Below are 21,141 nucleotides of genomic sequence, written 5' to 3' on the forward strand. Positions count from 1 at the left end.
GTTTTCAGGAATTCATCCATGTCGTTCACCTTCGCCGCGCGGCCGTCGCGCGGCCGGCTCGCGCTCGCCTGCGCGGCCGTTTTTGCCTGGCCTGCCGCGCAGGCGGCCACGATCGATGGCGTATCCGCCGACCCGGCGCCCGGCGGTCCGGGCGACCCGGCCGGCCATGCCGCACCGGTTGATGCGCCCGCGCCGACGGGCGACACGCTGACCGCCGTCAGCGTCACCGCCAGGCGGCAGCCCGTCGATCCCGATACGCCGGCCGTCGTCGAGTCGATCACGCGCGAGCAGATCGACGCGCACACCAACGTCACCACCGAGGACGCGCTGAAGTACGCCCCCAACCTGATGGTTCGCAAGCGCTACATCGGCGACCGCAACAGCGTGTTCGCCGGCCGCGACTTCAACGAGCTGCAGAGCGCGCGCGGGCTCGTCTACGCCGACGGCCTGCTGCTGTCGAACCTGCTCGGTTCGAGCTATGCGTATCCGCCGCGCTGGTCGCTGATCGCGCCCGACGATATCGCGCGCGTCGACGTGCTGTATGGTCCCTTTTCCGCGCTGTATCCCGGCAACGCGATCGGCTCGACCGTGCTGTTGACGACGCGGCGTCCCGACGCACTCGAGGCGTCGCTGTCGACGCAATTCTTCACGCAGCGCTATCACGACGGCTACGGCTTCGCGGATAGCTTCGGCGGCAATCACCAGACCGCGCGGATCGCGAACCGCATCGGCAAGTTCTGGTTTTCGCTGTCGCTCGACCGGCTGGAGAACAACGGCCAGCCGATGCAGTATGCGAGTCCCAATTCAGCCTACAACCCGAAGCTCGGCGCCGCGGTGCCGGTGACGGGGGCGGCCACCGACATCGGGCCGAACGGCAAGCCGCGCACGATCGTCGGCGCGCAGACCATCGAGCGGACCGAGCAGCTCAACGGGACGGTGCGGATGGGCTACGCGTTCACGGACCGCGTCGACGCGACGCTGACGCTCGGGCACTGGGAAAACCATTACCGGCAGCACGGCGAAACCTTCCTGCGCGATGCGGCCGGCAATCCCGTCTACGGCGGCAACGTGTCGATCGGCGGCCGGAACATGACCGTCGCGCCGAGCGCGTTCGCGCCGCAGCGCGGCGACCAGGAGAACTGGCTGTACGCGCTCGGCCTGAACGGCCGGCTCGATTCGGGCTGGCGGCTGTCGGGCGTGGTGTCGGCATACGACGTGTCGCGCGACGTGCTGCGCGCGGCGTCGACCGTGCAGGGCGGGGCGGGCACGCTGTTTCAGGGCGACGGCACGGGCTGGCGCACGTTCGACCTGAAGGCCGAGGCGCCGGAAGTGAAGGGCCACGCATTCACGTTCGGCTATCACTACGACAACTATTTCCTGCGCAACGTCACGTACAACACGGCCGACTGGCTGGCCGGGCCGACTACGTCGCTCGCGAGCGTCTACCGGGGCGACACGCGCACGCAGGCGCTGTTCGCGCAGGACGCGTGGCGTTTCGCGCCCGGCTGGCTCGCGACCCTCGGCCTGCGCTACGAGCGCTGGGACGCATACGGCGGCGCGCTCGGCAACGCCAACGGCATGCTCGGCTACGCGGACCGCGGCGCAAACGCGCTGTCGCCGAAAGTCGCGCTGCAATGGGACGCGACGGACGTCTGGCGCTTCCGGCTGTCGTTTGCGACCGGCACGCGCTTTCCGACGGTCGGCGAACTGTTCCAGGGCACGATCTCGAACAATGCGATCGTCAACAACAACCCGAACCTGCGCCCGGAAAAGGCGATCGACTGGGACTTCACGGCAGAGCGCGACGTGGGTGTCGGCGTCGTGCGCGCGAGCGTGTTCCAGAGCGACCTGCGCGATTCGATCTACAGCCAGACGACGGTGTCGGGCGCGTCGACCGTCACCAACATCTCGAACGTCGATCGCGTGCGCGTACGCGGCGTCGAACTCGCATTCAGCGGTCAGAACGTCGGGCTGCGCGGGCTCGACATCGACGCGAACGTGTCGGCGAGCAATGCGCAGATTCTGGCCGACGCCGCGAATCCGGCTTACGTCGGTTCGCGCTTTCCGCGCATCCCGCGCATGCGCGCGAACCTGCTCGCGTCGTACCGCTTCGACGAGCACTGGCTCGCGAGCGTCGGCGTCCGCTACTCGGGCCGCCAGTTCAATACCCTCGACAACGGCGACGTGAATCCGGACGTGTACGGCGGCACGAGCATCTTCACGGTCGTCGACCTGAAGGCGCGCTACCGGTTCGACCGTCACTGGACCGCGTCGCTCGGCATCGACAACCTGACCGACCGCCGCTATTACGTGTTCCACCCGTATCCGGGCCGTACTTTCTTCGGAGAACTGAAATGGTCGCTGTGAAATCGTTCGCGGCAGGCTGCGCGCTGTGGCTCGCGGCGCTGTCGCCCGCACGCGCGCACGACGCGCCGAATACCGTTGATCCGCACGCGGCGCACATGAGCATGCAGGCCGCACCGGCGCAGCAGAAGCAGCCGCTCGCGACCGGCGCCGCATTCGACGCGCGGCACCGGCTGTGGGTCGCATGGGTCGAAGGCGCGCACGTCGTCGTCGCGCGCTCGGACGACGCGGGCCGCACGCTGTCCGCACCCACGACCGTCAACGCGATGCCCGAGCCGATCTACACGAGTGCGGAAAATCGCCCGAAGATCGCGACGAGCCCGGACGGCAGCGCGGTGTACGTGTCGTGGTCGATGCCGCTCGATGCGCCGTACACCGGCATGGTGCGCTTCTCGCGTTCGCTCGACGGCGGCGCGACGTGGAGCGTGCCCGTCACCGTGCATCGCGACCGGCAGGCGATCACGCACCGCTTCGACATGATGGCGGTCGATCCAGCCGGCAACATCGCGATCGCGTGGATCGACAAGCGCGATCTCGTCGCGGCGAAGGCGGCGGGGCAGACGTACGACGGCGCGGCCGTGTACTACGCCGTGTCGCGCGACGGCGGCGCGTCGTTCGAGCCCGAGCGCAAGGTCACCGATCACACATGCGAATGCTGTCGCATCGCGATGGCGATCGATCCGGCCGGGCATATCGAAGCGGCGTGGCGCAACGTGTTCCCGGGGCAGATCCGCGACCATGCGCTCGCGGTGCTGCCCGTGTCGGCGTCGGAGCCCGTCGTGCCGGTGCGCGCGACGTTTTCGAACTGGCACGTCGAGGCGTGCCCCGAGCACGGGCCGGCGCTCGCGATCACGCCGGACGGCACGCGCCACATGGCGTGGTTCGGCGTCGTCGACGATCGCGCCGACGTGTTCTACTCGCGCATCGGCGCCGATGGCCGGCCGCTCGGCACGCCCTGGGCGTTCGGCGCGAATCCGTCGGTACCGGCCGAGCAGGCATCGCATGCGGCGCTCGTCGCGCGCGGCGATGTCGTGTGGCTCGCATGGAAGGCGTTCGACGGCGACACGATGCAGATCAAGCTGCGCCGCTCGGACGATCGCGGCGAGCACTGGTCGGCGCCGCGCGTGATCGCGTCGACGTCGGGCGCGAGCGACAACCCGCAACTGCTCGACGATGCAGGACGCATCTACCTGTCGTGGCGCACGCGTTACGACGGCTATCGGCTCATTCCCGTGGAGGGAGCGCGATGAAACGGCTGATGGTGTCGATCGGCGCCGTGCTTGCGAGCCTGCCCGCATGGGCCGGTGAACTGCAGCCGCTGCGCGCGGCCGAGGTCGCAAAGTTGTACGCGACGGCGCCCGAACGGCCGCTCGCGGTCGAGATCTGGTCGCTCGATTGCGGCTACTGCCGCGAGAACGCCGCGCATCTGGTCGCATGGCAGCGCCGGCATCCGGACGTGCGGCTCGCGATGGTTTCGATGGACGCGTACGACGACAACGGTGCGGCGATCGCACAGGCGCTCGCGCAAATGAACCTGCCGCAGCAGGTCGCGCAGTATGCGAATGCGGAGCCGATGCCCGAGCGTCTGCGGGCGGCACTCGATGCGAGGTGGCGGGGAGAAATGCCGCGTACCGTGTGGATCGGACGCGATGGCGCACGCGAGGCACGCAGCGGATTGCTGACGACCGACGTGCTCGACGGCTGGTTGCAAGGCGGCAAGCGCCGGTGAAAGCGAAAGGTGGCGCGCGGGCGGTGCCGCGCGCCGCTTCGATGCAGATAAGAAACGAAAGCGCGCCCGAGGGCGCGCGAGAAGATCGTCAGGCCGCGCGCCTGAACAGCCGGATCACGAACAGCAGGATCACGGCGCCGATGACCGCGACGATCACCGAACCGATGAAGCCGCTGCCGAGGCTGATGCCGAGCACCCCGGCCAGCCAGCCGCCGATCACCGCGCCGACGATACCGACGATGATGTCGACGATCAGGCCGAACCCGCCGCCCTTGACGAGCAGGCCTGCCAGCCAGCCGGCGATCGCGCCGATGATGAGCCACATAATCAAGCCATGAGTCATGGTGATCCTCTCCTTGTGTTGAGTCGAAATGACCGGACGTCGGCTGTTTCGCCGCAAGCTGCATGAAGGCGGCATGCGACCCGCCGCGCCGCCCACGCAATGTAACGCGATAGACGGGTCGGAATCGTTAAGTAATGTTATGCACCCTTAACGGGTTTTTCCAGGGGATTCGTCTGTCTACGCAATGAATCTGTAAGGAAAGGAGCGCCATGTGTCATCGTCCGTGCGTCGGCGTCGATGCGTCGGTGTCGGGCAGGCCGTCACCGGCGTCGGCAATCAGGCGGGTGACGGTCGCCGCGTCGCCGATCGCCTCGATCGCGAGCAGTGCGAAGCGCGCGAGAAAGAGCGATGCATCGGTTTCGCCGATGCGAGTCATCGTGCGGCACAGGTCGGTGTATAGGATGTCGCGTTCGGTGTCGGTCATCATGCGTTCTCCTGAGGATCGGATGACGTGTGCGGGTGCAGCACGCGTTCGAGTGCGGCGCTCAGGTCGGTGACGCGCGCATCGTGCCAGCGGCCGAGCACATGTCCGTCCGGACGCACGAGATAGACGGTGCCGTCGCGCGCGCCGTACAGGTCGAACAGCCGGCCGTCGGCATCGTAGCCGCCGCATCGCGGATGTTGCGGTGCCGCGTGCCGCGCGAGCGTCACCAGCGCGAACGGTATGCCGGCGTCGTGCAGGCGTCGTTCGAGATCGGCGAACGACGGATCGGACGCACCGTCGCGTGTGAAGCGGAAAGCGGTGAAGCACGTGCCGACGAGATCGGTCAGGTGACCGCGCCGCGCGCCGTTGTCGTTGCCGATGTCGCTCGACGCCTGCAGCATCAGCGGACATTCGGCGAGTACCGTGCCGGGCGGCGGCCCAGCGGAGAACGCATCGCGTTCGTCCGCATTGAGCGGCGACGCCGTGTAAGCGATGGCCGATGTCTGACGCGGATTGATCAGCGAACGCAACGCCGGATGCCGGGCCGCGAGCGTCAGCACGGCCTTGCGCATCAGGTCGAATGCGAACGACGGCGGCGCCATGAACTCGGTGCTCTTGGTGCCGTAGCGCAGATTCTCGTGCGTCGCGAACACGCGCTCGTCCGAATAGCTGTCGAGCAGCGCGTCCGACGCGAGGCCGCGAATCACGTACGCCAGTTTCCACGCGACATTGTCGGCATCGTCGATGCCCGAGTTCGCGCCGCGCACGCCGAAGATCGGCACGAGGTGCGCGGCGTCGCCACAGAACAGCACGCGGCCGTGCCGGTAGCGTTCGAGCGTCAGCGCGTTCGCCTTGTAGATCGTGATCCAGATCGGCGACCAGTCGCCGCGCTCGCCCATCATGTCGAGCAGGCTCCGCACGCGCGGGATCACGTTCTCGGGTTTGACGGCCGCTTCGGGATCCTCATCGTCGCGCAGCTGATAGTCGATCCGCCACACGTTGTCGGGCTGCTTGTGGACGAGCACCGTCGAGCCCGGATTCGACGCCGGGTCGAAGTAGGCGAGCCGCTCGGTCGGTCGATCGCTGTCGAGCGCGATGTCGACGATCACGTAACGGCCTTCGTAGCTGGTGCCGCGCAGCGACAGGCCGAGCGCATCGCGCATCGTGCTGCGCCCGCCGTCGCTCGCGACGACCCAGTCGGCATCGAGCGCGTAGCCGCCGAGCGGCGTATCGACGTCGAGACGCACGCCGTCCGGGCGCTGCGTGACGCTGGCGACCTTCGTCTGCCAGCGGATTTCGATGAATTCGGGGCGGTGCAGTGCGGCGTCGAGCAGGAACTGCTCGATGTGATACTGCGCGAGGTTCACCATCGGCGGCAGCTTCTGGTTTTCGTCCTGCGGCATCGTGAAATGCAGCACTTCGTCGTGACGATAGAAGCTGCGTCCGCCGCTCCACGGCAGTCCGACGCGAAGGAAACCATCGAGTGCGCCGAGCCGCTCGATGATCTCGAGGCTGCGTCGCGAGATGCAGATCGCGCGGCTGCCGTGACAGACCGAATCGTCGGCTTCGAGCAGTACGCTGCGGATGCCGTGATTGGCGAGGCCGAGCGCGACGGCGAGGCCGACTGGCCCGCCGCCGACGATCGCGACGCGGTGCCGCTGCATGTCGACACCGTCGCTGCAGGTCGGCAGGTGCGCGGGATGGCGCGCGGCGACGAACGGATATGGCTTGAATTCGATGCCCATCGTTGGCTTCCAGGTTGCACTGTTGGAATGCGCATGCTCGACGACGCGATGCGTGCGGCAGGCTGGATGCAGTATGGAAGCCGTACCGAACACCGCTGTCCCCATTCCGGGTACAGCGTACGGCCGGCGGCGGGCCGGGATTTACCCTCGACGCGTTCAGGATCGGCGAGCGCGGTTCAGGGTTGCAGGCACAGCGCAAAAAGCTGGCGCTGGCTCGAGATGCCGAGGCGCCGGTACGCGCGCTTCTGATAGGTGACGACGCTGGAGGCCTTCACGCCGATCGTTTCACCGATCTCCTGCGCGGTCTGGCCTTCGAGCACGCCGCGCAGCACGTCGAGTTCGCGCTTGGACAGTGCCGGGCATGCGCCGCGCAGCCGCGCGAGAATCAGTTGCGGGATGCCGATCTGCGCCGCGCCAGCGAGCGCGTAGTGATGCTGCGCGGCCTGCGCGATCAGCGGTGCGAGTGTTTCGATGGCCGCGATCTCGCGCGGCTGGAACGCGCCGCTGCGATGCGCGCGATACAGGTTGATCGACAGCCAGGTCGAGTCGTTCGGCTGCATCAGCAACGCGAGGCGATCGGACACGTCGGGGCCGCGGTAGCAGGCTGCCCGATATGCGTCGTGGCAGATCTCGTCGCCGGCCTGCTGATGCAGCAGCACGTCGCGGCGGTGGGTGCCGCGACCCGCGGCCGAGACGATCTTCTGGTTGCCGTCGAGCGCATAGAAATGTCGCACGTAGGTGTCGGCGACGTCACGCAGGTAGCGGCCGCCGCGATGGTCGGCGACCGACACCGTGCGTGGCCGGCTGCCGAACTCGTACGCGAAGATCGTGCACTGCGTGACGGACAGCGCATCGTCGAACAGCTTCAGGATTTCCGCGGCGAACGCATTCGGCTCGCTGCCGCCGATCGCGGTGACGAGACCGGTCGCGCGGGACACGTCCAGTTGTCCGCCGAGGTTGGGTCGTTCGAGGCGCCAGATGCGCATGATGCGGGGGAAGGGCCGGGTGGTCCGGCGATTGTAATCGGCGGCGCGCGGCGCGGGAGTCGGGAGATGCCCGCAAGCGGAAATGACGGGGAGGGTGGCGCAGGACTTCGTGTATAGGAAATCGTCGCCGGAAAAGAGAAAAGGCCTGATAAGCGATGCTTATCAGGCCTTTATATCTTGGTGCCGGAGATAGGAGTCGAACCTACGACCTTCGCATTACGAATGCGCTGCTCTACCAACTGAGCTACACCGGCAGCAGAGAAATGAAATTATATGGTGAAATCCGAGATCTTGGCAATAGGTTTTGCGAAATTTTTTTCAGCTTGCTGCGGCTGCTTCGCGAAACCATCGATCCGGCGGACTTCCCGCTTTCACTTCACTGCGATGCAGCCTGTCAGGGCCACATCGCGAAGGCGCGATTGTACTGGCGTCTCGCACCTCCGTCTAGTGCTGCAGTGCAAATTTATTTGCCTTCGCCTTCGTTGTGATAGCTGGTCACACGCTCGACTTCGTTCTTCGAGCCGAGGAACACCGGCACGCGCTGGTGCAGGCCGGTCGGCTGCACTTCCATGATGCGCTGCGTGCCCGTCGTCGCGGCGCCGCCGGCCTGTTCGACGATGAACGACATCGGGTTCGCTTCATACATCAGGCGCAGCTTGCCCGGACGATCGGGCGTGCGCTTGTCGGCCGGGTACATGAAGATGCCGCCGCGGTTCAGGATCCGGTGCACGTCGGCCACCATCGACGCGATCCAGCGCATGTTGAAGTTGTCGCCGCGCGGGCCTTCCTTGCCGGCGTTCAGTTCGCTGACGTAGCGCTGGACCGGCTCATACCAGTGGCGTGCGTTCGATGCGTTGATCGCGTATTCGCGCGTATCGGCCGGAATCTGCATGTTGCTTTGCGTGAGCACCCACGAGCCGACTTCGCGGTCGAGCGTGAAGCAGTTCACGCCGTTGCCGGTCGTCAGCACGAACACGGATTGCGGGCCATACACCGCGTAGCCGGCCGCGACCTGCTCCGTGCCCGGCTGCAGGAACGATTCCTCGGTGGCCTGCTTGCCGTCCGGGCAGCGCAGTACCGAGAAGATCGTGCCGATCGACACATTCACGTCGATGTTCGACGAGCCGTCGAGCGGGTCGAACACGAGCAGGTATTCGCCGCGCGGGTAGTTCGCGGGGATCGGGAAGAACGTTTCCATTTCTTCCGACGCCATCGCGGCGAGGTTGCCGCCCCATTCGTTCGCGTCGAGCAGGATTTCGTTCGACAGGATGTCGAGCTTCTTCTGCACTTCGCCCTGGACGTTCTCGCTGCCGGCGGTACCGAGTGCATCGCCGAGCGCGCCCTTCGACACGTTGTAGCTGATCGCCTTGCACGCGCGGGCGACGACTTCGATCAGCAGGCGGAGGTCGGCGGGGAGGTTGTTGGTCTCACGCTGCTGCTCGATCAGGAACTTGGACAGCGTGGTGCGGCGGGCAATGGACATGACAGACTCCGAAAGGCCAAAGAATCCTTGAATTGCCGCAATTTTACCCGGCGCGCCTCCCGAGCCGCCGCCTTTTTTCGTCCGGTTACATGGTCGGTCGGCTGCCCCGGCCGGGTGCCGGCGTGCGTGGCGCGGCGGCTCGGCGCGAAAGCGGCGGTAAAAACCGGGCGCCTGAACGCGTGGTCCCGCTCCGACCCCGCCAACCTTCAGACGACAAAAAAGCCGGCGCCGCAACGGGGCGGCGCCGGCTTCGTCGCACGGGCACGCGACGCGAATCGCGTGCGTGACGTTACGCGAGGGCCTTCTCGACGATCTCGCGCACGTCGCGCGATTTCGCGCCGGCGGCGACGTGCTCGAGCGCCTCGCGCATCCGGTCGCGCAGCGCCGGCGTGAAGCGGCGCCACAGTTCGAGCGAGCGGGCGAGGCGCGCGGCGACCTGCGGGTTGATCGCGTCGAGCGCGAGCACCTGTTCGGCCCAGAACGCGTAGCCCGAGCCGTCCGCCGCGTGGAATTGCGCCGGGTTCGCCGCGCAGAAACTGAAGATCAGCGAGCGTGCACGGTTCGGGTTCTTCAGATTGAACGCGGGGTGGGCCATCAGCTTGCGGACCTTCGCGAGCGTCGGTTGTGCGGACGTGCCGCGCTGCGCGGCCTGCATCGCGAACCATTTGTCGATCACGAGCGCTTCCTTCTCGAAGCGACGGTAGAAGTCGTCGAGCGCGTGTGCGGCCGCGTCGTTCGCGCCCGATGCCGCGGCGGACAGCAGCGCGCCGAGCGCGGCGGCACGATCGGTCATGTTGTTCGCCGCGTCGTACTGCGCGGTCGCGATGCGCACGGCGTCGGCCGGATCCTCGAGTTCGGCGAGATACGCGAGCGCGAGGTTCTTCAGCGCACGGCGGCCGGATGCGTCGGGCGTCGGCGCGTACGCGCCCGGCGTCTGATGCTGCTCGTACGCGGCGAGCCACTCGGCGCGCAGCGCGGTCGCGAGCTGGCGGCGCACGAACTGGCGCGCGCGATGCACGGCGGCCGGATCGGCTTCCGCCATCTGGTCGGCCAGATAGGTTTCCGACGGCAGCGTCAACGCGAGTTCGCGGAACGCGGGCGACAGGTTTTCATCGGTCAGCACGCGGCGGAACGCGGCGACGAAGTTCTCGCCGAGCGTGAGCGGCTCGTTCGCGGCGGCGCGCGCGGCGAGCGTCAGCAGCGCGCGCGTCGCGAGGCGCTGGCCGGCTTCCCAGCGGTTGAACGGGTCGCTGTCGTGGGCGAGCAGGAAGGCGAGGTCGTCGTCGCTGTAGTCATACTCGACGATCACCGGTGCCGAGAAATTGCGCAGCAGCGACGGCAGCGGCTGCTCCGGCACGTCGACGAACGTGAAGGTCTGTTCGGTGTCGGTGAAGTCGAGCACGCGCGTCGTGCCCGACGCGGCCGCTTCGCCGTCGAGACGCAACGGCAGGTCGCGGCCGTCGCGGCCGATCAGGCCGATCGCGAACGGAATCAGCAGCGGCCCCTGCTGCGTCTCGCGCGCGGCCGGCGACGCATCGCCGTAGCCTTGCGCGAGCGTGACCGTGTAGCGGCGCGCGGCTGCGTCGTACGCGGTGCGCACCGACACGCGCGGCGTGCCGGCCTGGCTGTACCAGCGTTCGAATTGCGCGAGATCGCGTCCGTTTGCGTCGGCCATCGCGTGACGGAAGTCGTCGCACGTCACGGCGTGACCGTCGTGGCGCTTGAAGTACAGGTCCATCCCCTTGCGGAAGCCGTCGCGGCCGAACAGCGTCTGGTACATCCGCACGACTTCCGAGCCTTTCTCGTAGACGGTCATCGTGTAGAAGTTGTTGATCTCGACGTAGCTTTCCGGACGCACCGGATGCGCCATCGGGCCCGCATCCTCGGCGAACTGCAGCTGGCGCAGCACGCGCACGTCCTCGATGCGCTTGACCGCGCGGGCCGCGGAGTCGACGTCGTCGCCCGCCGCCATGTCGGCCGAGAATTCCTGGTCGCGGAACACCGTCAGGCCTTCCTTCAGGCTCAGCTGGAACCAGTCGCGGCAGGTCACGCGGTTGCCGGTCCAGTTGTGGAAGTACTCGTGGCCGACCACCGATTCGATGTTCGCGAAGTCGGTGTCGGTCGCGGTCTCGGGGTTCGCCAGCACGTACTTCGTGTTGAAGATGTTGAGCCCCTTGTTCTCCATCGCGCCCATGTTGAAGTCGCCCACGGCGACGATCATGAAGCGGTCGAGATCGAGCTCGAGGCCGAAGCGCTTCTCGTCCCAGCGGATCGAGTGAATCAGCGAATCCATCGCGTGACGGGTCTTGTCGAGGTCGGCCGGTTCGACCCAGACCTGCAGCAGCTTTTCCTTGCCGGAGCCGGACGTGATCTTCTCCTCGATCGCGACGAGCTTGCCCGCGACCAGCGCGAACAGATAGCTCGGCTTGCGGAACGGGTCTTCCCATTTCGCGAAGTGGCGGCCGTCGGGCAGCTCGCCCGAGTCGACGAGGTTGCCGTTCGACAGCAGCACCGGATACGCGGTCTTGTCGGCGCGCAGCGTGACGGTATACGACGCCATCACGTCGGGGCGGTCGAGGAAGTAGGTGATGCGGCGAAAGCCCTCGGCCTCGCACTGCGTGAAGAAGTTGCCGCTCGACACGTACAGGCCGGACAGCGTCGTGTTCTGGTCCGGCGCGCACGCGCTGTCGAGCGTGAGCTCGAACGCGTCGGGCACGTTTTCGACGGTCAGCCCGTGTTCGTGCACGCGCACCGCGCCATAGGGCGCGCCGTCGAGGTGTGCACCGAGGAATTCGAGCGCTTCGCCCAGCAGCTCCAGGTGCGGCGTCGGCGCCGCGTCCGGATTGCGGCGCACGCGCATCGTATTCCTGACGATCGTGCGGGCCGGCGCGAGATCGAATTCGAGCGCGACGGAATCGATGAGGAAGGCCGGCGGCGTATAGTCGGCGCGGCGGATCACGGTGGAGGAGGCGTTGTCGGACATGGTCGTCGAGATCGGTGGAATGGGGATCGGGCCCGCGGCGCGGGCCGGGCGAACCGGGCCATTGTACAAAGGCTGGCGGCTGCGTGCCGGGCGAACTTTTTACCGGTTCCGGCTGTCCGCGTATTATCGGCATCCCGTGCGGTTCGCGCGGTGCGACGAACGGATGACGGATCGACGAGGATCGACATGAAACACGAATGGATTCAACGGAGTGCGGGCTGGGCGGCGGTGCTGTGCGTGGCGCTGCTGACGGGCTGCACGAGCTACGTGACGACGCAGGTCACGGCCTTCTCCGACTGGAGCGGCAGCGACGCGACACGCACGTACGCCTTCACGCGCACGGATGCGCAGAAGCACAGCATCGAGCAATCGACTTACGAGCCGATCGTCGCGAACGAGCTGTCCGCGTATGCATTCAGGCAGGTGCCGGCCGCGCAGGCCCGCTATCTGATCGGGCTGGCCTACGGGGTCGGCAGCGATCTGGTGACGGTGCCGCAGCCGGTTTACTACGACCCGTGGTTCATGGGGCCGGGGCCGTACTGGCGGGGCGGGCCGTGGGGCCCGTGGGGGCCCTGGGGGCCGATGCCGGCCGGCTACGTCGCGCAGACCTATCAGGTCTTCGACTACACGCTCGGCATCCGGATCACCGAGCGCGCGACCGGCAAGGAAGTCTACAACGTGACCGCGCGCACCACCGGCGACAACGGTGCGCTGCTGTATGCGATGCCGTTCCTCGCGCGCAGCGCGCTCGCCGATTTCCCGTTGGCGAACGGCGCGATCCGCACGGTGCGGTTGCCGGTCGACAAGCACGGCGGCCCGGCCGCGCCGGCCGCCAACGAGCGTGCGGTGCCGGCCGTGCCGGCATCGGGGGCGGCGGTCGCGAAGTAACGCGGTATCGACACCGGCGCGGCCGCCCGGCCGCGCCACGTGCCTGCGCGCGTCACGTCCCGATGCCCAGCAGCGCCAGCGCGCCGAGCACGACGAACAGCACGGCCGCGATGCCGTGCACCAGCTTCGTCGGCAAGCGGTGCGCGAAACGGTCGCCCAGCAGGATGGCGGGCACGTTCGCCAGCATCATCCCGAAAGTCGTGCCGGCCACCACGCCGATGTAATCCTGGAAGCGCGCGGCGAGCGCGACGGTCGCGATCTGCGTCTTGTCACCCATTTCCGCGAGGAAGAACGCGACGAGCGTCGCGCCGAACACGCCGAGCCGCGAGCGGTTGGCATTGGCTTCGTCCGCATCGAGCTTGTCCGGCACGAGGATCCACAGCCCCATCGCGATGAACGAGAACGCGAGCGCCCAGCGCATGATCGACGGCGTGACGAGCGCGCCGAGCCATTCGCCGAGCGCGCCGGCGAAGCCGTGGTTCACGAGCGTCGCGACGAGTACGCCAAGAATGATCGGCACGGGCTTGCGATAGCGCGCGGCCAGCACGAGGGATAGCAGTTGGGTCTTGTCGCCGATTTCAGCGAGGGCGACGGCGCCGGTGGAGATCAGGAAAGCTTGGGACACGTATGGGGTTCCACGGGCCGGTGTTGTGCGTGCGAGCGACGATCCACCGCGCGCCGGGCCCTGATGCGGCGCGCAGTGAACCATCGGTCTCGCCAGGCCTTCGTGGCTGCGTCCGCCATGGCCGAAAGGCCAAGTCTGTTGACGGACGCCTCCGTCACGATGCGCGCCGTTGGCGCGGGGCATCGAGCGGAGCGGCTACTCCCCAATGAGCGGCGAATTCTAGCACGCCATGTGGCGGGCGCGGTGCGAATCCGGTTGCGCCGGCCTGCGCCGCGACGCACGCCGGCGCAAGCATGGGCGAGCGCGCGCGTTACGCGGCGGCGGTGCGGCGTGCGGCGCCGCGCTCGTGCACGAGCTGGCCGGCCGCATACGTGCGGTACACGGCGCGGTCGTCGCCGAGCAGCGCGAACGCGAACAGCAGTTCCTCGAGCGACTCCGCGCGTTTCGTGCGACGCGCGAGCAGCGGCGTGGCCTGCGGGTCGAGCACGACGAAGTCGGCTTCGGTGCGCGGCGCGAGCGTGCCGACGGTGTCGGCGAGGTCGAGCGCCTGGGCGGCGCCGGCCGTCGCGAGCCAGAACATCCGCGTCGCGGTCAGGTGGTGGCCCGACAGCCGCGCGACCTTGTGCGCCTCGTTCATCGTCTGCAGCATCGAGAACGACGTGCCGCCGCCGACGTCGGTGGCGAGCGTGACGGGCACGTCGAATTCGCCGGCCTTGTCGAAGTCGAACAATCCGCTGCCGAGGAAGAAGTTCGACGTCGGGCAGTGCGCGACGACGGTGCGCGTCTCGGCCATCCGGCGACGGTCCTCGTCGTCGAGGTGGATGCAGTGGCCGTACACCGCGCGCGGGCGCAGCAGCCCGTAACGATCGTAGATGTCGAGATAGCTGCGGTGGCCGGGGAACAGCTCGGCCACCCATTTCACTTCATCGACGTTTTCCGCGACGTGACTCTGCACGAACACGTCCGGATGGCGACGCGCGAGTTCGCCGCATGCCTCGAGCTGCGCCTCGGTGGACGTCGGCGCGAAGCGCGGCGTCAGCGCATACATCTGGCGGCCCTTGCCGTGCCAGCGGCCGATCAGCTCGGCGCTGTCGTCATAGCCCGATTGCGCGGTGTCGCGCAGGAATTCGGGGCAGTTCCGGTCCATCAGCACCTTGCCCGCGATCATCCGCAGGTCGCGCGCGTCGCTCGCCGCGAACAGCGCGTCGGCCGACTGCTTGTGCACGGTGCAGTAGACGAGCGCGCTCGTCGTGCCGCAGGCGAGCAGTTCGTCGACGAAGAAGTCGGCGACCTCGCGCGCATGTTCCGGATCGCCGAACTGGCGCTCGGTCGGGAACGTGTACTTGTCGAGCCACGGCAGCAGGCCGGGCGCCGGCGACGCGATCATGTCCGTCTGCGGATAGTGGATGTGCGTGTCGATGAAGCCGGGCACGATCAGCTTGTCGCGCAGATCATGGACGACCGCGTCGCGCGCGAGCGTCGCGGCGAGCCGCGCATGCGGGCCGGCCGCGACGACCTTGCCGTCGTCGACGATCAGGAGGCCGTCGGTCTCGTGGTTCGCGGCCTGGCTCGACTGCGCCGGGTCGCCGTTGAAGGTCAGCAGTTGGGAACGGAAAGCGGTTTGCGTCATGACGAATGGTCCTGCATCAAGGTAAGGCGAACAGAAGAAAAGGTCGGCGTCGCGCGGGCGACGGCATGGCGGGTGCTGCCTGCGCATGCGCGACGCGGCGAAGCGCGAAGGCCGGGGCGCCGCGGATGGCGAGCGCGCACGCGAGCATGGCGGCATGTGCGACCGGCGCGGCGGCGAGCTGCATGACGAGCCGCAACGACAGGCTTCGGCCCGCGGCGTCGGCGTGTGCGCGCGGGGCACGCACGCGGCCGGCATGGCGCAGGGTCGAGCCGGTCGCCACGAAGCGGATGTCGTCGACGTGTTTCATCTGTCTAGCGAACCTCGATGCCGGCCGTCACGCGGCTTGCCAGTACGAATCGAGACGCGCGATCAGCGCATCGCGCTGCGCGGCGTCGACGAACGACGCCTCGAAGCCGTTGCGGATCACCGTGTGCACTTCGGCGTCCGTCAGTTGCAGCCCGTCGACCGTCGCGAAGTAGTTGTCGTTCACGTAGCCGCCGAAATAGGCCGGATCGTCGGAGTTGATCGTCACCGCGACACCCCGATCGAGCAGCGCCTTCAGCGTGTGTTTCGTCATGTCGTCGAACACGCACAGCTTCAGGTTCGACAGCGGGCACACGGTCAGTGCCGTGCGCGTGCGGGCGAGGCGTTCGACGAGCGCCGCGTCCTCGATGCTGCGCACGCCGTGGTCGATCCGATCGACCTTGAGCACGTCGAGCGCTTCGTGGATGTAGGCGGGCGGACCTTCCTCGCCCGCATGCGCGACGAGCTTCAGCCCGAGCGCACGCGCCTTCTCGAACACGCGCGCGAACTTCGTCGGCGGATGGCCGAGCTCGGACGAATCGAGACCGACGCCGATCAGCCGGTGGCGATAGCGTTCGAACAGCGGCAACGCGGATTCGAACGTCGCGAGCGCATCTTCTTCGGACAGGTGGCGCAGGAAACACAGGATCAGCTTGCTCGACAGCCCGCGCTGCTCGGCATCGGCGAGCGCGCGGTCGATGCCGGCAACGACCGTCTCGATCGGCACGCCGCGTTCGGTGTGCGTCTGCGGGTCGAAGAACAGTTCGGTGTGGACGACGTTGTCGGCGAGTGCGCGTTCGCAGTATGCGGCCGTCATGTCGTAGAAATCCTGCTCGGTCAGCAGCACGCTCGCGCCGGCGTAATAGATGTCGAGGAACGACTGCAGGTCGGTGAACGCATACGCGGCGCGCAGCGCGTCGATCGACTCGTACGCGAGCTTCACGCCGTTGCGCTGCGCGAGCGCGAAAATCAGTTCGGGCTCGAGCGAGCCTTCGATATGGATGTGCAGCTCCGCTTTCGGAGCGCGGGCGATCTTGTCCTTGAATGTCGGGGTCATGGCGTTGTTCTTGGTCGGTCAGAATTGTGGGGAAACCTGCACGGGCGCGTTCGCCTCGACGGCCTGCAGCAACTGCGCGGCCACCGAGATCGCGATCACTTCGGGTGCTTTGTCGACGATGCCTTCGACGCCGATCGGGCAGCGCATCCGCGCGACCTGGGCCGGATCGATGCCGATCGCCGCCAGCCGATGATCGAACTGCATGCGCTTGGTGCGCGAGCCGGTCATCCCGAAATACGCATAGTCGCCGCGCCGCAGGATACGTTCGGCCAGCACGAAATCGAGTGCGTGGTCGTGCGTCATCACGACGAAGTACGCATGCGGCGGCGCCGTGTCGACGGCATCGGCCGGGCTGGCCATCGCGTCGATCGCGAGATTGCCGATCCCGGCGAGTGCGTCGGCCGGCGGGAACACCGCGTCGGGCCCGTCGATCCAGTGCACGTGGCACGGCAGCGTCGCCAGCACCTTCACGAGCGCGGTGCCGATGTGTCCCGCGCCGAACAGCACGACGGGGAACGCAAATGGCGCGATCGTTTCGGTCATCAGCGACACGCCGCCGGTTTCCCACAGCAGGCAATCGGCGCGTGCCGCGGGCGATTCGGGCTCGCTGAGCAGCGGCGCGCCCGGCGAGGGGCCGAATGATACGCTACGCCCGGTCGCGGCGCCCGCCGCGACGCGCTTGGCGAGCGACATGATCCAGCCGAGGTCGCCGACGTCGAGCCGCTCGAACGCGAGCACGACCGCGCCGCCGCAGCACTGGCCGAGGCTCGGGCCGAGCGCGAGCCGTTCGAGCCGGCGTGCGTGGGGCACGTGCGCGCCGTCCTTCAACAGGTGGCGCGCGATCTCGATCGCCTTCCATTCCAGATGACCGCCGCCGATCGTATGGCGGGCCGTGTCGCGCGTGACGAGCATCTTGGTGCCGGCCTCGCGCGGCGCGGAGCCGTCGGTGTGCGCGACCGTCACGAGCACGGCCGCTTCGCCGTGCGCGAGCAGTTGCTGCAAATCGCCGAGCCAGGCTTCCATCAGCACGCTCCGGTCGGGACGACGCGGCACGACGCGCGGCGCGGGCTGGCGGGCGCGGCGGCAACGAGGACGGATGGGAGCGACGCGGGCCGGCTGCCCGACTGATCCGGTGCGGCGGCCGTGCGCCGAGGGCGCGCGCGAACGACGCCGCGGGACGTGCGGACGCCATGAGGGTGACGGATGCGGATGGTTTGCGTTGTCATGATGAATCCAGTCGACATTGCGGATCGGGCGCGCGTTACGCAGGAGGTGAGACCGCTGGCCTCGCGCACGTAGATCGCCATCCAGTCGCGAAGATAGCACCGCAAGGCGGCGGAAACATTGCCGGGCGGTGATCCGGGCTATCAGGCGGCGATCATGTCGATCATAGGCCCGCCGCGCGGAATCGGGGCGCAGATGCGCGGGCATCGGCCCGAAACGCATGTGCGGCGGGGCGTGCGCGCGGATGTCGCGCGACGTGCGTTCGCCCGGAAATCCGGGTTGCGGCGGGGGTAGGTGTTTACGCGCGGCGGGCAGGGTGCGGGCGCGTCGGGGCTGCCCCGGCGCAGCCGGGTGAGCGGCGCGACGCGCCTGCGCGGCCTCGACCGGTCGGCCGAACCGCGTGGCGCGTCCGGTCAGCCCGCCAGCTTGCGGCGATGGCGCCAGAGGCTCGAGGCGACGGCGATCAGGATCGCGGCGAAGCCGATCAGGGCCCAGCCCGGCAGCAGGATGCCGAAGATCGGCGGGTAGACCGTCTCGCACAGGCCGGCGACCTTGAACATGCCGGGGAACCACTGGGCGGGCGGCAGGCTGTCGACGATCGGCTGCAGCGTGTCGAAGCCGCAGCTGAAGCCCGGATTCATCTGGATCGACAGGTGCCGCGCGGCGGTGCCGACGCCGCCGGCCGCGGCGATCGCGATCAGCAGCTCGAGCACCCAGATGCCGCGCCAGTTGCGCATCCCGGCCGCCAGGAACGCGAAGATCCCGATCGCCGCGAAGAAGTAGCGCTGGATGATGCACAGCGGGCACGGATCTTCGTTCTTCACGTACTGCAGATAGAGCGCGCCGGCCAGCAGGGCGATGCACACCCATCCGAGCAGCATCAGCAGGCGGCGTTCACGGCGGAGTGCGAGCGTGGAGTCGTTCATGTCGGCGGGATTCCTGTCGTTGGTCGGTCCGATAAACAATCGCGCGATTTTAGCGCGAACGATCTGGCACGAAACTGACAGCGCACGTGCGGCACCCCGCCGCAGCCACTGCGTCCGGGGCATCTGCCGCCGTCATTGCGCCCGTGTGGTCATCGGATCGTGTTCAGCACGGCTTCGACCGCCTGGCCGATCGCGAGCAGCGCGTCGTCGCGATGCGGCGCGGCCGCGAGCATCAGGCCGACCGGCGCTGCGTCGCGCGGATGGCACGGCAGCGACAGCGCGCAGGCGTCGAGGAAGTTGAACGCGCTCGGGTTGCGAAGGATCAGCGCGTTGGTGCGCGTGAAGGCGGCGTCGTCCGCTTCGAGTTCGGCGATGCGCGGCGGCACGACCGGCACCGTCGGCGCGACGAGCGCGTCGAAGCGCGACCAGACCGTGTGCGCCGCTTCGTCCAGCATCGCCTGGCGGGCGGCGAGCAGGTCGAGATAGTCGGCCGCGCTCGCCGGCTCGCCCTTCAGGATGCGCGACAGCACGCGCGGATCGTATTGGTCGCGGTGCTGCGCGAGCAGCGGGCGATGCCACGCGTAGGCCTCGATCGGCGAGAAGCCGAAGCGGTTGATGTCCGGCAACCGGTCGAGCGCGGAAAAGCGCACTTCCGTGACGATCGCGCCGGCGGCTTCGAGGTGTTTCAGCGATGCGTCGAGCGCGGCGGCGACATCGGCGTCGACACCGTCCGTCACATAGTTGGTCAGCACGCCGAGCCGCACGCCTTCGAGTGGCCGTGCGGCCGGCACGTGCGGCTCGAGGCCCGCGAGCATGCGGTCGACGAGTGCGCAACAGGCGACCGTCAGGCCGATCGGGCCGAACGAATCGAGCGTGGTCGACAGCGGCACGCCGCCTTGCGTCGGGATCCGGCTCGCGGTCGGCTTGAAGCCCGTGAGCCCGCACAGCGCGGCCGGAATGCGGATCGAGCCGCCGGTGTCGGTGCCGAGCGCGACGGCCGCCATCCCGTCGGCGACGGACGCGGCCGCGCCGGACGACGAGCCGCCGGCAATCCGCGCGTCGCCCGGCACGTCGCGGCGGTACGGCGAGCGCGGCGTGCCGAAGTGCGGATTCAGGCCGAGCCCCGAGAACGCGAACTCGCTCATGTTGGTGCGGCCGACCAGCACCGCGCCCGCGCGCTTGAGCCGCGCGACGGCGACCGCATCGGACTTGGCGGGCGGCGCGCCGTCGAGCACGCGCGAGCCGGCGCGCGTCACCTGGCCCGCGACGTCGAACAGATCCTTCACCGACACGGGGATGCCCGCGAGCGGCGACAGCACGGTGCCCGCCGCACGCAGGCGGTCGTGGGCATCGGCGGCCGCGCGCGCGTTGTCGGCGTCGACTTCGGTGAAGACGGCGGCACCCTGGCCGGCCGGATCGGCGATCCGGTCGAGCGCGACGTCGACGAGCGCGCGGCTCGTGGTCCGGCCGGCGGCGAGGTCGGCGGCGAGCTGGGCGAGCGGAGGGAAGGGCGTGAAGGTGGTCATGGGCGGCTCAGGGACGAAGATGTTGGACAAGCGTGGCGCGAAACGAATCGATATGGCGTTCGACGGCCGTGCGTGCGCCGGCGGCATCGCGCGCGGACAGCCGTTCGAACAATTCGAGGTGTTCGCGCTGGACCTCGGACAGGTGGCGCGGCTCGGACAGCGTGACGAACCAGAAGCGCAGCGAGCGTTCGTGCAGCGCGCGCAGGATTTCCGCGAGCACGGTGTTGCGTGCCGCCGCGGCGATCGTCTGATGAAACGCGCGGTCGAGCTCCATCATGCCTTCGACGTCGTGCGTGCCGACGCAGGCCTGCCCGTCGTCGAGCAGCGCGGCCATGCGCGCGAGATCGTCGGGCGTCGCATGGCGGGCGGCGAGTTCGACGCAATGCGCTTCGTTGATGCGGCGCACGTCGATCACCGCGACGATGTCGTCGAGCGACAGCGGCTGCACCATCAGCCCCTTGCGCGGCATCACGGACAGCAGCCCTTCGAGCACCAGCCGGTGGACGGCCTGATGGACGGGCGTGCGGCCGATGCCGGTGCGTGCGACGAGGTCGGCTTCGTTGAGCGCGGCGCCGGGCTTCAGGCGCATCGTGATGATGTCGCGCTGGATCAGCGCGTATGCGCGATCGGCGAGGCTGACCGCCGATGCGGCGGGCCGGTCGTGGAGGGCGTCGGTCAGGTCGTTCATGCGGGCGGCGGCGCGGTGGCCGGGCAGGGCGCGATCATGGCGCGGTCGATCGGGTAGCGTGGGCGATTCGTGAATATTATTGTGATATATCACTGATGTCCAGTTTGCCCGGGCGACTGTCGAGGTTGTCGAACGGGGCCGGTGACGCGCGTCGCGGCGGATGCGACGAGTTGCAACAATATCGACAGGATGTTGCTCGTTTACCGCGCGATCGTGC

18 protein-coding genes, 1 tRNA gene and 1 riboswitch are annotated in these 21,141 nt (G+C 68.2%); of the genes, 4 read left to right on the plus strand and 15 right to left on the minus strand.

From position 1 onward, the window contains the following. Positions 1 to 18 precede the first annotated feature (18 nt). The 3 genes from WS45_RS09060 to WS45_RS09070 are packed head-to-tail and all read left to right on the plus strand — an operon-like array spanning position 19 to position 4,093. Positions 19 to 2,367, plus strand: coding sequence for a TonB-dependent receptor (locus WS45_RS09060; RefSeq protein WP_059699449.1), 2,349 nt, complete (start codon positions 19 to 21; stop codon positions 2,365 to 2,367). After that, positions 2,355 to 3,614: a sialidase family protein gene (locus tag WS45_RS09065; protein WP_059699450.1), complete on the plus strand. Its 1,260-nt coding sequence runs from the start codon at positions 2,355 to 2,357 to the stop codon at positions 3,612 to 3,614. Before WS45_RS09060 ends, WS45_RS09065 begins: the two co-directional genes overlap by 13 nt. Beyond that, positions 3,611 to 4,093 (plus strand): TlpA disulfide reductase family protein, encoded by a 483-nt coding sequence (locus WS45_RS09070; protein ID WP_059699452.1) that lies wholly within the window; start codon positions 3,611 to 3,613, stop codon positions 4,091 to 4,093. The genes WS45_RS09065 and WS45_RS09070 overlap by 4 nt, the downstream gene beginning before the upstream one ends. 88 nt (positions 4,094 to 4,181) lie before the next feature. Here WS45_RS09070 and WS45_RS09075 read toward each other — a convergent pair whose 3' ends face one another. From WS45_RS09075 to pepN, 7 genes are all read right to left on the minus strand, one after another. Further along, a complete protein-coding gene (locus WS45_RS09075) occupies positions 4,182 to 4,436 on the minus strand; it encodes a GlsB/YeaQ/YmgE family stress response membrane protein (RefSeq protein ID WP_059530096.1) in 255 nt (84 codons plus the stop codon). A gap of 214 nt (positions 4,437 to 4,650) precedes the next feature. Beyond that, on the minus strand, positions 4,651 to 4,863 hold the full coding sequence (locus tag WS45_RS09080) for a hypothetical protein (protein ID WP_059530094.1): 213 nt from the start codon (positions 4,861 to 4,863) through the stop codon (positions 4,651 to 4,653). Then, the gene (locus WS45_RS09085) at positions 4,860 to 6,605 is read right to left on the minus strand and encodes an FAD-dependent oxidoreductase (RefSeq protein WP_059699454.1); all 1,746 of its coding nucleotides are present in this window, start codon (positions 6,603 to 6,605) and stop codon (positions 4,860 to 4,862) included. Before WS45_RS09085 ends, WS45_RS09080 begins: the two co-directional genes overlap by 4 nt. Before the next feature lie 176 nt (positions 6,606 to 6,781). Then, complete coding sequence (locus tag WS45_RS09090) at positions 6,782 to 7,591, minus strand: helix-turn-helix transcriptional regulator (RefSeq protein WP_059699456.1); 810 nt, start codon at positions 7,589 to 7,591, stop codon at positions 6,782 to 6,784. Positions 7,592 to 7,769: 178 nt separating this feature from the next. Beyond that, positions 7,770 to 7,845: transfer RNA gene (locus WS45_RS09095), tRNA-Thr, on the minus strand. Positions 7,846 to 8,054: 209 nt separating this feature from the next. Beyond that, a complete protein-coding gene (locus WS45_RS09100) occupies positions 8,055 to 9,074 on the minus strand; it encodes a class 1 fructose-bisphosphatase (protein ID WP_059530086.1) in 1,020 nt (339 codons plus the stop codon). A 289-nt stretch (positions 9,075 to 9,363) separates the two neighbouring features. After that, positions 9,364 to 12,057, minus strand: a complete 2,694-nt coding sequence (pepN, locus tag WS45_RS09105; protein ID WP_059699458.1) for an aminopeptidase N — start codon at positions 12,055 to 12,057, stop codon at positions 9,364 to 9,366. Between the two features lie 186 nt (positions 12,058 to 12,243). Between pepN and WS45_RS09110 the strand changes: the two genes are divergently transcribed. Next, a complete protein-coding gene (locus tag WS45_RS09110) occupies positions 12,244 to 12,945 on the plus strand; it encodes a DUF4136 domain-containing protein (protein WP_059699460.1) in 702 nt (233 codons plus the stop codon). 52 nt (positions 12,946 to 12,997) lie between these two features. Here WS45_RS09110 and WS45_RS09115 read toward each other — a convergent pair whose 3' ends face one another. From WS45_RS09115 to WS45_RS09150, 8 genes are all read right to left on the minus strand, one after another. After that, on the minus strand, positions 12,998 to 13,570 hold the full coding sequence (locus tag WS45_RS09115) for a TMEM165/GDT1 family protein (RefSeq protein ID WP_059530078.1): 573 nt from the start codon (positions 13,568 to 13,570) through the stop codon (positions 12,998 to 13,000). A gap of 91 nt (positions 13,571 to 13,661) precedes the next feature. Then, positions 13,662 to 13,786: riboswitch (yybP-ykoY riboswitch) on the minus strand. Positions 13,787 to 13,880: 94 nt separating this feature from the next. Next, entirely contained in the window at positions 13,881 to 15,200 is a 1,320-nt protein-coding gene (guaD, locus tag WS45_RS09120; protein WP_059699462.1) for a guanine deaminase, read from the minus strand. A 16-nt stretch (positions 15,201 to 15,216) separates the two neighbouring features. Further along, positions 15,217 to 15,507, minus strand: coding sequence for a hypothetical protein (locus tag WS45_RS09125; protein WP_257140326.1), 291 nt, complete (start codon positions 15,505 to 15,507; stop codon positions 15,217 to 15,219). 27 nt (positions 15,508 to 15,534) lie between these two features. Then, positions 15,535 to 16,560 (minus strand): adenosine deaminase, encoded by a 1,026-nt coding sequence (locus tag WS45_RS09130; protein WP_059530071.1) that lies wholly within the window; start codon positions 16,558 to 16,560, stop codon positions 15,535 to 15,537. Between the two features lie 18 nt (positions 16,561 to 16,578). Beyond that, positions 16,579 to 17,583, minus strand: coding sequence for a xanthine dehydrogenase accessory protein XdhC (xdhC, locus tag WS45_RS09135; RefSeq protein WP_059699464.1), 1,005 nt, complete (start codon positions 17,581 to 17,583; stop codon positions 16,579 to 16,581). A 614-nt stretch (positions 17,584 to 18,197) separates the two neighbouring features. Beyond that, positions 18,198 to 18,710 carry a disulfide bond formation protein B gene (locus WS45_RS09140; RefSeq protein ID WP_059467072.1) on the minus strand — a complete coding sequence of 171 codons (513 nt, stop codon included), beginning with the start codon at positions 18,708 to 18,710 and terminating at the stop codon, positions 18,198 to 18,200. 149 nt (positions 18,711 to 18,859) lie between these two features. Next, entirely contained in the window at positions 18,860 to 20,236 is a 1,377-nt protein-coding gene (locus WS45_RS09145; protein WP_059699466.1) for an amidase, read from the minus strand. A 7-nt stretch (positions 20,237 to 20,243) separates the two neighbouring features. After that, a complete protein-coding gene (locus tag WS45_RS09150) occupies positions 20,244 to 20,924 on the minus strand; it encodes a GntR family transcriptional regulator (RefSeq protein WP_059699468.1) in 681 nt (226 codons plus the stop codon). Between the last annotated feature and the right edge of the window lie 217 nt (positions 20,925 to 21,141).

This window comes from Burkholderia sp. RF2-non_BP3 (genome assembly GCF_001522185.1).
In the GTDB taxonomy this organism is placed as follows: domain Bacteria; phylum Pseudomonadota; class Gammaproteobacteria; order Burkholderiales; family Burkholderiaceae; genus Burkholderia; species Burkholderia diffusa.